This is a genomic window from Cellulophaga algicola DSM 14237 (assembly GCF_000186265.1).
Taxonomy (GTDB): domain Bacteria; phylum Bacteroidota; class Bacteroidia; order Flavobacteriales; family Flavobacteriaceae; genus Cellulophaga; species Cellulophaga algicola.
The window spans coordinates 3,943,411-3,956,404 of the sequence record NC_014934.1; the positions used below are offsets into that span (position 1 = coordinate 3,943,411).

10 protein-coding genes and 1 pseudogene are annotated in these 12,994 nt (G+C 34.4%); 4 read left to right on the top strand and 7 right to left on the bottom strand.

Annotated features, from left to right (window positions below):
- Nucleotides 1-178 precede the first annotated feature (178 nt).
- Complete coding sequence (gene uvrA, locus CELAL_RS17220) at nucleotides 179-2,956, bottom strand: excinuclease ABC subunit UvrA (protein WP_013552164.1); 2,778 nt, start codon at nucleotides 2,954-2,956, stop codon at nucleotides 179-181.
- Between the two features lie 261 nt (nucleotides 2,957-3,217).
- Between uvrA and CELAL_RS17225 the strand changes: the two genes are divergently transcribed.
- Both CELAL_RS17225 and CELAL_RS17230 read left to right on the top strand, forming a co-directional pair.
- A complete protein-coding gene (locus tag CELAL_RS17225; RefSeq protein WP_013552165.1) occupies nucleotides 3,218-3,799 on the top strand; it encodes an RNA polymerase sigma factor in 582 nt (193 codons plus the stop codon).
- An 831-nt stretch (nucleotides 3,800-4,630) separates the two neighbouring features.
- Entirely contained in the window at nucleotides 4,631-5,212 is a 582-nt protein-coding gene (locus CELAL_RS17230; protein WP_013552166.1) for an RNA polymerase sigma factor, read from the top strand.
- A gap of 236 nt (nucleotides 5,213-5,448) precedes the next feature.
- Here CELAL_RS17230 and CELAL_RS17235 read toward each other — a convergent pair whose 3' ends face one another.
- Nucleotides 5,449-6,111 (bottom strand): endonuclease III domain-containing protein, encoded by a 663-nt coding sequence (locus tag CELAL_RS17235; protein WP_013552168.1) that lies wholly within the window; start codon nucleotides 6,109-6,111, stop codon nucleotides 5,449-5,451.
- Nucleotides 6,112-6,215: 104 nt separating this feature from the next.
- On the opposite strand from CELAL_RS17235, the gene bcp reads away from it, so the two are divergent.
- Nucleotides 6,216-6,677, top strand: a complete 462-nt coding sequence (bcp, locus tag CELAL_RS17240; RefSeq protein WP_013552169.1) for a thioredoxin-dependent thiol peroxidase — start codon at nucleotides 6,216-6,218, stop codon at nucleotides 6,675-6,677.
- Nucleotides 6,678-6,707: 30 nt separating this feature from the next.
- On the opposite strand, the pseudogene CELAL_RS21960 reads toward bcp, so the two are convergent.
- The 5 genes and pseudogenes from CELAL_RS21960 to CELAL_RS17260 all read right to left on the bottom strand — a co-directional run.
- Nucleotides 6,708-6,992: pseudogene (locus CELAL_RS21960) on the bottom strand (integrase core domain-containing protein); the annotation flags it as partial.
- 54 nt (nucleotides 6,993-7,046) lie between these two features.
- Entirely contained in the window at nucleotides 7,047-7,685 is a 639-nt protein-coding gene (locus CELAL_RS17245; RefSeq protein WP_013552170.1) for a tyrosine-type recombinase/integrase, read from the bottom strand.
- Between the two features lie 125 nt (nucleotides 7,686-7,810).
- Nucleotides 7,811-8,269, bottom strand: a complete 459-nt coding sequence (locus CELAL_RS17250) for a hypothetical protein (RefSeq protein WP_013552171.1) — start codon at nucleotides 8,267-8,269, stop codon at nucleotides 7,811-7,813.
- Complete coding sequence (locus tag CELAL_RS17255) at nucleotides 8,223-8,969, bottom strand: hypothetical protein (protein WP_169311410.1); 747 nt, start codon at nucleotides 8,967-8,969, stop codon at nucleotides 8,223-8,225. Before CELAL_RS17255 ends, CELAL_RS17250 begins: the two co-directional genes overlap by 47 nt.
- The gene (locus CELAL_RS17260; RefSeq protein WP_013552173.1) at nucleotides 8,902-9,726 is read right to left on the bottom strand and encodes a hypothetical protein; all 825 of its coding nucleotides are present in this window, start codon (nucleotides 9,724-9,726) and stop codon (nucleotides 8,902-8,904) included. Before CELAL_RS17260 ends, CELAL_RS17255 begins: the two co-directional genes overlap by 68 nt.
- Before the next feature lie 154 nt (nucleotides 9,727-9,880).
- Between CELAL_RS17260 and CELAL_RS21630 the strand changes: the two genes are divergently transcribed.
- The gene (locus tag CELAL_RS21630) at nucleotides 9,881-12,961 is read left to right on the top strand and encodes a Tn3 family transposase (RefSeq protein WP_013552174.1); all 3,081 of its coding nucleotides are present in this window, start codon (nucleotides 9,881-9,883) and stop codon (nucleotides 12,959-12,961) included.
- Nucleotides 12,962-12,994: the final 33 nt, after the last annotated feature.

A 12,994-nucleotide genomic window follows, 5' to 3' on the forward strand; every position in this document is an offset into this window, starting at 1 on the left:
TCATGAAAGCAACTATTTGCATTCGGTTAGTATATTACAAACAGCGTGCCAAGATTAAAAAAACACTGATTATCAATTCTTTATGAGGTTTAAGGAATGAATTTCCTTCGTTGTAAAACAAAAAAAACGATGTTAACTTAATAACATCGTCTTTATTTAACTTTCTAAAAGGTACTATTTATAACTTCTCTTTTAAATACTTTGCGGTATGAGATACTTTATTTTTTGCTACTTCTTCGGGGGTACCAGCAGCTATAAGTTCGCCTCCTTTTGTTCCACCTTCCATTCCAAGATCTATAATATAATCAGCACATTTAATTAAATCGATGTTGTGCTCAATCACAACAATAGAATGACCCTTATCAATTAAGGCATTAAATGATTTTAGTAGTTTTTTGATATCATGAAAATGTAAACCGGTAGTAGGTTCATCAAAAATAAATAAAGCCTTTTCCTTGGTTGTTCCTTTTACTAAAAATGATGCTAATTTAATTCGTTGAGCTTCTCCACCAGATAGGGTAGAAGAAGATTGTCCTAGCGTTACATAGCCTAAGCCAACGTCTTGTAGCGGCTTTAATTTTCTGAAAATTTTTGTTTGTTGGTGTTTTTCAAAAAAAGCAAGGGCATCATCAATGGTCATATTTAACAAGTCGTCAATATTGGCCTCTTCAAACTTAACCTCTAAAACTTCTTTCTTAAAACGTTTACCTTTACAGGTTTCACACTCCAAATGAACATCAGCCATGAACTGCATTTCTACCGTAATTTCTCCCTCTCCTTTACATTTTTCACAGCGACCGCCATCTACATTAAACGAAAAATGTTTGGTTTGGTAGTTTCTAAGTTTACTTAGTTTTTGTGCAGCGTAGAGTGCGCGGATATCATCATAAGCTTTTATATACGTTACAGGATTAGAACGTGAAGATCTACCAATAGGGTTTTGATCTACGAATTCTACATGTTTTATTTCACTGTACTTTCCTTTGACACTAGTAAACTGACCTGCTTTTTCTCCATAGCCGCCAATTTCTTTTAATATAATAGGATATAAGATCTTTTTAATCAAAGTACTTTTTCCACTACCGGATACTCCTGTAACTACAGTAAGCATATTTAAAGGAAAAGTAACATCTATATTTTTTAAGTTGTTTTCTCTTGCGCCTAGTATTTCAATAAAGTTTTTAGAGGTTCTTCTTTTTTTAGGAACTTCTATTTCTAGAGTACCATTTAAATAGCCAGCGGTAAGTGAAGATGAATTTAAGATGTCTTTCATAGTACCATGAGCAACCACATGGCCCCCTTGTGTACCTGCTTCAGGGCCTATATCAATAATTTCATCGGCAGCTTTCATGATATCTTCATCATGTTCTACAACAATTACGGTATTCCCTAAATCTCGAAGTGACTTTAAAACATCAATTAAATTTTCTGTATCCTTAGGGTGTAGTCCAATACTAGGTTCATCTAAAATATACATAGACCCCACCAAGCTGCTACCTAAAGAGGTGGCTAAATTAATTCGTTGGCTTTCTCCACCTGATAAGGAGTTAGATTTTCGGTTTAAAGTTAGATAGGTAAGTCCTACCTTATATAAGAAGCCTAATCTACTTTTAATTTCAATTAATAATCGAGAAGCAATTTTCTTATCGGTTTCATTTAAGCTTATCGTTTCAAAAAAAGCAATTAAATCTTCTATGGGTTGTTCTACTAAGTCAGAAATAGATTTACCATCTACTTTTACATAGTCAGTTTCTTTTCTTAATCTTCTGCCTTTACAAGTCGTACACCTGGTTTTACCGCGATACCGCGATAACATAACACGATTCTGAATTTTATAACTCTTTTCTTCTAACGCAGAAAAGAAAGCACTAATCCCCGTAAAATGTTCGTTTCCGTCCCAAACTAATTGTTTTTGCTTGTCTGTAAGTTGAAACCAAGGTTTGTGTATCGGAAAATCGAATTTATAAGCGCTATTCACTAATTGATCACGATACCATCCCATACTATCACCTCGCCAAGGGAATACTCCATTTTCAAAAACAGATAAAGCTGTGTTAGGTACTACTAAATCTTCATCAATACCAATAACATCTCCATACCCTTCGCAAGTAGGGCATGCGCCATAAGGATTATTAAAACTAAATAGGTGTACATTAGGTTCTAAGAACTTCATGCCATCTAATTCAAACTTATTGCTAAACGGGATTTGTTCACCAGTTGTTAAGCTCTCAATAATACAATCTCCTTTGCCTTCAAAAAAAGCGGTATCGACAGCATTTGCTAATCGATTTAAAAAATCTTCGTCATCCTTAGTTATAATACGATCTACAACTAAGCTAAACTCTTTATCTATTTCTGTAATGGTATCATCAATACGGATTACTTCTCCTTTATATTTAATACGCGCATAGCCTTGTTGTGAAAAAATCTGTAAAGATTTAAGCGCATCTCTATCTTCTCTTATTTTTATTGGTGCTAATAAAAGGAGCTTCGTTCCTTCTGGAAATGTTTTTACAAAATTAATAACATCAGTAACGGTATGTTTTTTTACCTCATTACCAGAAATAGGGGAGATAGTTTTTCCTATTCTCGCATAGACTAGTTTTAAGTAGTCATATATTTCGGTAGTGGTTCCTACGGTAGAACGTGGATTGGTAGAGTTAACTTTTTGCTCAATGGCAATTGCAGGAGCTATACCTTTTATATAGTCTACTTTAGGTTTATCTAATTTTCCTAAAAACTGACGTGCATAAGACGATAGACTTTCTACATACCTACGTTGTCCTTCTGCATACAAGGTGTCAAATGCTAAGCTAGATTTTCCTGAACCAGACAAACCAGTAACTACAACGAGCTTATTCCTAGGGATTACAACATCTATATTCTTAAGATTGTGCAACCTAGCACCTTTAATTATTATATTTTCTTTAGGATTTACATCTAAAATGCTATTCATACATGTATTTATAAAGCACAAAGATACAATTTGAGCACTTCAATACCCACAATACACGTTTTAACATCGGAAATATTGCATGTCACAACAATTTTTTTTTAAAAGTATGTAGTTCGTATATATTTGACATGTAATTAATAAGTAACCGCTCATAAAGAAACATTATTCTTTACACATTTTTACACATTTTCGCACAAAAAAAAATCACATCCGTAAGAAGATATGGCCGCCTAAGTTTAACCAAAAAAAACCGTAATTTGTATGGAACTACAGATTGAAGACTCAGTATTAGTAAAGAATTATATCAACGGAGAAGAAAAAGCTCTAGAGATTTTAATTAATCGCCACAACCAAAGAATTTCTAGCTTTATTTATTCTAAAGTATTAGATAGAGATATTACAGAAGATATCTTTCAGGATACTTTTATTAAAGTAATTAAAACCCTGAGAAAAGGATCTTATAGTGAAGAAGGTAAATTCTTACCTTGGGTAATGCGTATTGCGCATAACTTGGTTATAGATCATTTTAGAAAGAACAAAAGAATGCCAATGTTTGAAGGTAACGATGATTTTAATATCTTTTCTGTAATTGGTGATGATCAATTGAATATAGAAAAACAATTAATCAAAGATCAGATAGACAACGACTTAAATCTGTTAATAGAGGAATTGCCAGAAGATCAGAAAGAAGTTTTAATGATGCGTATTTATAAGGATATGAGTTTTAAAGAAATATCTGAGAATACGGGAGTTAGTATTAATACAGCTTTAGGTAGAATGCGATATGCGTTAATTAATCTTAGAAAGGTAATTGATAAGAACAATATTGTTTTAACTAATTAAAAGGGGCTATACCAAACCAAACAATAATTCCGTTTTAGTAGCGTTATCTTATCATAACAATACTGTGGAAATGGGAAAAATTTATTCTGAAAACCAAAATATTAGCAAGTCTAACAAAGCTTGTGCAGCAACTGTACAGTTCCTAATGAATTATTCAAAATCTCTTCATGTTATTACTTATAATAATATGAAGTTTGAAAATAATTTAAATTAAAAAGAGTCGCAATTAGCGACTCTTTTTAATTTTTAATAATCTCCGTTTATATGCACCGCCTATAGCTTTTAAGCTTTAATCTTCATTAGGTGTGTAATGCTTATTTATTAAATAATTTATGCTAGTTATTTAAGTAAAATTTTTATGAAACCTATAGAAGGTAGCTTTAATATCTAAATTTTTATTTTTCATTTATATATTTTAAGAAAATATTTGCTATCAAATAAAAGCAGCTAAATTTACTTTAAAAGTTCTAATCGTCATAAAATCATTATATTAGCTATTTTGTAAGGTAAAAGTATAGCGAGAAATTCTATGAATAATTATATTTATTTTAAGAATTACATCTAAAACACCAATCATGCTCGTATGTATAACGCACAATACTAAAATATGAGGAGCTCAATTCCTACAAGACACGTTTTAACATCGAAAATATTGCATATCACAACAAACTTTTTTTAGAAGTGACCTTTTTCTCTATATTTGATATGTAATTAAAAACCAGTAGCCTATAAAGCAAAATTACTTTTTTAAAAATTTAAGCACACAAAAAGAAAGTTCATATCCATAACAGGAGGTGGATGCCTAATGTTAACCAAAAAAAAGTAATTTGTATGGAACTACAGATTGAAGACTCAGTATTAGTAAAAAATTATATCAACGGAGAAGAAAAAGCTCTAGAGATTTTAATTAATCGCCACAACCAAAGAATTTCTAGCTTTATATATTCTAAAGTATTAGATAGAGATGTTACAGAAGACATCTTTCAAGATACTTTTATTAAAGTAATTAAAACGCTAAGAAAAGGGTCTTATAGTGAAGAGGGTAAATTTTTGCCTTGGGTAATGCGTATTTCACATAACCTAGTTATAGATCATTTTAGAAAGAATAAAAGAATGCCAATGTTTGAAGGCAGTGATGATTTTAATATCTTTTCTGTAATTGGTGATGATCAATTAAATGTTGAAAAACAATTGATTAAAGATCAGATAGATAATGACTTAAACCTTTTAATAGAGGAATTACCAGAAGATCAGAAAGAAGTTTTAATGATGCGTATTTATAAAGATATGAGTTTTAAAGAAATATCTGAGAATACAGGAGTTAGCATTAATACTGCTTTAGGAAGAATGCGATATGCATTAATTAACCTTAGAAAGGTAATAGAAAAGAACAATATCGTTTTAACGAATTAATTCGTAGTACACCGAACCAAACAATAATTCCGTTTTAGTAGCGTTATCTTAACATAACAATACTGAACATATGGAAAAAATTTACTCTGAGAATAAAAATAAGTGTGAGCTTGCAAAAGCTTGTCCAGAAACTATACAGTTTCTAATGAGTTATTCTAAAGCTTTAGATATTATTACTTATAAAAATAATATTCAGTTTGAGAATAACTTAAACTAAAACTAAAAAGAGCCGCCAACTAGCGGCTCTTTTTAGTTTTATAATAGGCGTCTAGCACCGTTTTTCTGCCTATTGTTTTAGTAATTATATCATCTTCCAAATTCCACCCTCTTGCAGGGGAATATTCACGACCATACCATATAATTTGTAAATGTAGATCGTTCCAAATTTCTTTTGGAAATAAACGTTTTGCGTCTTTTTCTGTCTGGACAACATTTTTTCCATTGGTAAAGCCCCAACGGTACATTAATCTATGAATATGGGTATCTACAGGAAAAGCAGGGATTCCAAAAGCTTGTGATACTACAACGCTAGCTGTTTTGTGGCCAACAGCAGGAAATTCTTCTAGTAATTCTAATTCTTGAGGTACAATGCCATCATACTTATCGACTAACATTTGTGACAAACCATGAATCCCCTTAGATTTCATTGGAGACAAACCTACAGGTCTTATTATCGCTCTAATTTCATCAATCGTAAGTTTAATCATATCATACGGATTGTCTGCTTTTGCAAATAGTAAAGGCGTAATTTGATTGACTCTAACATCTGTGCATTGCGCAGACATTAGAACAGCAATTAGTAGTGTGTATGGATCTTTGTGGTCTAAAGGAACGGGTATCGTTGGGTATAATTCTTTAAGTTTTTGAATTGTGAATGCTACTTTTTCTGATTTTGTCATTAGAATAGTTTATAAATCTATTTGCAAAGAGTATTTGTCTACACTAGCAATCAAGATTTCTAATTTGTATTTTTACAAAAAAACGAATTTAAATAAAAAAAGCTATGCAAACTTTAAAAGTAGGAGATAAGGTTCCTTCATTTTCAGCAAAAGATCAAGATGGAAAAACAATTAATTTATCTGATTACGCAGGGAAAAAACTAATTGTATTTTTTTATCCTAAAGCGAGCACGCCTGGTTGTACTGCAGAGGCTTGTAACTTACGTGATAATTACGCGGAATTACAATCTCAAGGATATGAATTATTAGGGGTAAGCGCCGATTCTGAAAAAAGACAAGCTAATTTTAAAAATAAATACGAATTTCCATTTCCATTATTGGCAGATGAAGACCATACAGTTATCAATGCTTTTGGAGTTTGGGGACCGAAAAAATTTATGGGAAGAGAATATGATGGTATTCATCGTATGACTTTTGTAATAGATGAAAATGGTGCTGTATCAAATGTTGTTGAAAAAGTAAAAACAAAAGATCATGCAGCACAATTATTAGGTGAGTCGTCCTAAAATAGGTTGACAGTTTTTAAATAATTAATATTAAACCAGAGAAGCTAGCTTCTCTGGTTTTTTGTTATGTACAAAGTTAGGTGTTTTATATTTTAGACTCAAGTGTGGTCTTTTGTTGTTATACGTTTTTATTGATTCTGCTATAAGCTTTTTCAACTCTTTGCCAGTGTTACATTTATAGATTAGGAATTCCCCTTTCAATATGCCGTTGATTCGTTCTGCCAATGCATTTTGGTAGCAATCATAACCATCTGTCATTGACGGAGTCATATTGCTTAGCCTTAGTTCTTTTTGGTATATGCCGGAGCAATACTGGCCTTATCGGAAAAATGAGAGAAAATGTTCATTAGATAATAGTTCCATTTACAGCTAATCCCAGAGCTTTTCAAAACGCTTACTTACGACTCTTGTATAATGAGCGGTATGTTTAGGGTCGCGATGTCCAAGGTAATCCTGTATTAATCGAAGGTCGTATCCTTTGTTGGCCAGATAGAAACCACAAGAGTGTCTCAACGTATGTGGATGAACATTTTCCAATTTAGCTGCGGTAGCGATAACATTCACAATATAATTGATTGCCTGCCTTGTCAATGGCAGCCCCCTTTCGTTTACAAATAGCCAAGGCAGATTATCCTCTCTGGAATTCAGGTATCGTTTAATTGCGCGAAGTTCATCCCCGGAAATAGGATGCTCTACCGAAAGTCCGCTTTTGAGTCTATTTATCCAAATTCTTGATTCTTTTATGTTAACATCGGATTTTTTGATGGCTATCGCTTCACTAACCCTGAGACCATGCCGGTAAGTCATTAAAAGTAAAAGGTAGTTCCGTTTTGGATATCGGGTTTTTTTAGAAGCAGCTAAGAGTGATTTGATTTCGGCATCGCTTAAAAAGTCCTTTGGTCTTTCATGGGCATTGGTAGTCCTTTTTTTACACTCTTTACATTTCGCCCGTTGGTCATGATTTTTGCATTGTGAATTAGCTCCGTGAAATATAGTCCAAAAAATCAATACTCTTTACATAATACGGTTTTTGTAAAGAGTTCACAGTTTTCCTATATAATCTTAGCAACTATAAATGACTAAAAAAGCGAGACAATTTATTTGTCTCGCTTTAATATTTCAATTTAATAGATTCAATTACACTCTACGGCTTCCATCAAATCCGATTCCTTGAAAATAAACTCAAGCCCGTAATCCCTTTGGCCTGTCAATTCTTCCGAATAGTTATCATATTCCTTTATGGAGAAAATTCTATCATTGAAATCTTTTCTGAAATACAAACACTTATCCGTTACAAATTTTACCGCTATCGAATCACCTATACTATCTGTAACTGTTTTAAAACTAAATACTGCAGGTACTTCAGATACTGTAGTATTCGTGATGATTTCGCCTCCGTCTTCAATGGTGTAGTTTCTGATAAGTACATCAAGTCGATTATAGACTTCCATCGAAAGTTGAACGCCGGTCTCATTTTTATAGGTGTAATCTACTGTTTTCAATTCTTCAGTATTGGTCGTACAACCCTGTAGAAAAGATAGCATACTACTTCCAAATATTAAAAAGAGCTTCCAAATTATTTTCTGTTCCATTTGTATGTTTGTTTTTAATGTTTATTCTCCAACCATTCCAGTTATCTTGTCCGTCTAAAGCATCTTCAATTTGTCTTATCGAGTATCCCGAGACCTGATCGACCCCTGAGATTCCATCAATCATATCCTGAACAACTCCCGTATATTCATTGAAATATGGTGGTTGATAACCAGAATATACCATACGTGTCAACTCCCATTGAACACCTCTGGCCCAACTTTCCACAACGTAATCGTCCGCACCGTTATATCCGGATCTATCCATGTTCCAATGTGAAGCATGTGCCAATTCATGAATTATCGTGCCATATAAATCCATAGTATTTCTAGTGGGATTATAAATTCTTATGGCACTATTGATGCCGAAGAACCTACAAGCAGCACAATGACTGCCATTAGTATCACTATTTGTTTCAAAAACTGCCCTTAACTTTAACTGGGTTTTTAAGACACCGTTATTAGGAGGCCTTCTCAATCCCTTTATATTATTGTAATAATAGTGATGTGCAGCTCTAAAAATCGTCGCAAAGAATTCTTGCTCGCCGTTTCTAATATCTATACTCCAACTACCTCTTTTTTTAGGCCCGCCGTAACCTGCGGTATTCAAAAAGCCATCCTTACGCACTTCAAATTCATATCTCCCATTCAAAGGAATAATTTGCATCTCTTCTAAATCTTCCATCACATGAATAGTAACCATTTGCATCGGTAAAACCATTATGCGTGGTAAACCATCTACGGGCTTTTACACGAAGACCAGCAACTCCGACATAGGTACTTTTTTCATCATCCCATACTTTAATGGTTCCAGAGGGTCTCCATTTACTTTTAGCAGATAGCGAGCTACTAATATCCCCCTCACTTAAATTTCCTGTTAATTTTAAAGATTCGTCAACTAGCATTTCAATTGTAACTTTTGATGCAAACATACTTTTAGATGTTTCCGTAAAATCTCCATCTTCGTCAGGTATAAATAACTCTTCCAATATTTCATGAGGAACACCCGATGGGAGCTTTTTTCCTACAGGTAATGCAGCATATTGATAAGTAGGCTGTCCGGACGGTACATCGGGATCGCGATAAAAGTCACCATTCGCTTTAATTTCGTAATCTAAGGGTATGTCATAAAGTGCAATAGTCGAATCCATTTTTAAAATAGATAGATGTTCTTCTGATTCGGGCTTAAACTTAACATATAAATGTGTTGCTTTAATAGCTCCATTTTTGGAAGCAATACCTTTTCCTTCCAAGTTTTCCCATGCTTTTTTCATGCTAGAAACTGAATACGGATTTTCCATTTTAGACCCTAATTCTGTAACAGTTGAAGCACTAGCGATGTTATTATCTATCGCTTCGTTTATTTGAAAGGATTCAGCTTCTTCCTTTTCACAGGACAATAGTAAACCGAAGAATAATGTTAAGATGGAAATGCTTTTTAATGTTTTCAGATGTTTCATTTTAGTTATCTCTAAAGTTAATAATATTTTGAGTGCTTTTTTATGATGCTAATATCCTACAAATATAGTAATACATTAACAAATATTTATGATAAATGTTATGTTTTGAAAATTTAATCTGTTTTAGATAACTTCGCTACGAGAATAAAGAAATATGCCCTTAATAAGTTTACTGAAGGATGATGACATTAAGGAATTTGATTCCCCAACTAGACTTACGGACGAAGAAAGAAATGCTGTCTTTTCCGTTAACGGTATAGAAGGAATGGAAGGTATGTTCCGTAAGCCCATAATCAAGATCGGCTTTATACTTCAGCGTGGTTATTTTACGATGCAGAAAAAGTTTTTTGTGCCTCATCAGTTTCACACGGAAGATATCGATTTTGTAGCTAGATTATGTCCCAGGAAAAACAACTTCGATATTTCACTTTACAAGAAACCCACATATATAAAGCACAGGGCTATCATACTCGGGTTATACGGCTACAGGTCTTTTGCCGAGGGAAAGAAACTTTTCGAGAACGAGGCCAATGAGCTTGTCAAGACCTCGTTGCGGCCCAAGGAACTCTTCAATGCGCTAAACGAGTTTCTGTCAATTAAAAAGATAGAATGTCCCAAGTACTATGTTTTTGCAGGGACAATAGGACATGCCCTGAATTCGTTCGAGACAGACTTGATATCGGTGCTAAACCGGAATCTAAGTCCACAGCAAAAGGAAATTCTGAACGGGTTGATGGTGTTGTCCTCTCAGGAAGGAGGCATCGTTGGCAAAGACCCTTATTTGATTACTACTCTAAAAAAACCGGCACAGGCAAGCACCCCAAGAAAAATAAAGGAGAGTTTGTCGGATTTTGAGATAATAGCCGAACTTCATTCCGATTTTTCTAAAATGGTTGAAAAGACAGGTTTTTCAATGGAACTGCTAAATTATTATGCAGTTTGGATAATCAAGGCCAAGTATGTCCAATTTGAAAGTATCAGGGACATTGAAAAAAAACGGCTGTACCTAATTGCATTCATTCTCTATCAATACCGTATTCGTCAAGACCTTTTCGTGGACACGTTCTTACAGGCCATTCAAAAATATCTCAACGATGTGGACAATAGGGTCGTGCATAGTTTTATGGGCGATAATAAAAAAGAGGCATCGAATAAGAACAGGCTAAACAAATTAAGAGGTATTGTACTGTCCTCAAAAGGGCAATTGGATAAGGTACGTGGGATACTCTTCGATAATCAATATCAAGATTCCGAGAAATTATGCCTTCTTAGGAATCTGATGGGATATGACCAGGGGCAGTTCCATGATGAGCTTTTGTCGGAAATCACGAAGTTTGAGAATTCCGGTACGCTACAGCTCAAAGATGACATGCGATTTCAGGAAATGGAAAAGGGGTACCGAAGAATACACAATAGGGTTGCCGGTATTCTAAGGATATTGGACTTTAATCCTGACACCTCGGATTTGAATATACTGAACGCCGTTCAGCACTATCAAAAGACAAAAGGAAAGATAACCTCTAGGGCACCGATGGATTTCATATCCAATAGCGAGCAAAAACGGATTTATGCCGATAACGGGAAATTTATCCCATCGATTTACAAGGTAATACTGTTCAAGGAAGTTGCGCATCATATCAAGGCAGGTTCACTTAATCTTAAATATTCCGATAAATACAAATCGATCGATGAATACCTTATTTCTAAGCAACGTTGGGAAACCAATAAAAAGGAACTTATGGAGAGGGCGAATATCGTCGACCTAGACAATGTTCATAAATTCCTTGAGGACTTAAAAGTTGACCTTCGAAATCAGTACATAAGCACAAACGAAAACATCCCGAACAACAAGCTCCTTAGGTTCTCTAGGGAAGGAAAACCTATTGTAAAAACGCCTAGAATAGAAGTTGTTGAACAGGGCACGATATCTAACCTTTTTGGCAACGATTCCTTCCTTCCGCTAATCACGGTATTATCCGACATTCGGCATTCAACGGATTTTATAGACTCTTTTATGCATTATAGTAAAAGAAGCAATAAGGATGTTCCCCCTGACGCTATGATTTATGCGGCCATTATAGCATTAGGTTGTAATATTGGAGTTAGGAAAATGGGGAGAATATCCAAGGGGCTAGGCGCTGACAAGCTTGAATATGCTGTCCGATGGCATTTCAGCAAAGAGAACATAGATGATGCCAACCGAAGAATCGTCTCTTTAACCGATAAACTGGCGTTGCCATCCATATTCAAAAAGGACCAAGGAGCAAAGCATACTTCTAGCGATGGCCAAAAATTCAATGTTGGTGTACCTTCCTTACATGCCACTTATTCATACAAATATTTCGGATTTGGCAAAGGTGTCTCCGCATATAGTTTTATTGACGAAAAAAGTCGGTTGTTCTATAATACCGTGATTAGTGCCTCCGAAAGGGAAGCCGGCTATGTAATAGACGGTCTGATGCACAATGACGGCATGGAAAGCAGTATACACTCGACCGACACACATGGGTATAGTGAAATCGTATTCGGGCTTTGTAATGCCATGGGTATATTTTTTGCCCCTAGGATAAAGAACTATAAAGACCAGCTGATATATACTTTTAAGGAAAATCCAAGAAAATACTACGAGAAAATGGATTTTAGGATTCTACCCTCCAAAAATAAATATATCGATGAGAGCATACTTCTAGGCCAATGGGAGAATATTTTAAGGTTGTTGTGTTCCATTAAATTAAAGGAAACCAAATCTTCCGAAGTACTGAGACGGCTGAGTTCCTATTCTAAACAACACCCCCTGTATAAATCCTTAAAAGAAATGGGCAGGATATTTAAAAGCATATTCATATTGCGCTATTTGGATGAAAGACCTTTGAGACAGGGCATTGAAAAACAATTAAACCGAATAGAGCAATCCCATCAATTTGCAAAAGCCATATTTTTCGGAAATAATCAGGAATTCAAGGTAGAAACCAAGGAAGAGCAGGAAATTGCCGTTGGTTGTAGGCATTTGATTCAGAATGCAATCGTGTTATGGAACTACCTGTTCATTTCAGAGAAACTTTCTGAAATCATAGAAGAAGATGAATATAAGAAAATATTGAATGCGTTTTCGAATAGTTCCATTATGACGTGGCAGCATATAAATCTACACGGCGAATACGATTTTGAGATTGCGAAAGCGACTACTTTATTCGATTTAGAGAAAATCCTATCGATGGATCTGAATACGGCTTAAATTTCTCTAATGGACATTTTCTCCCATTTTACC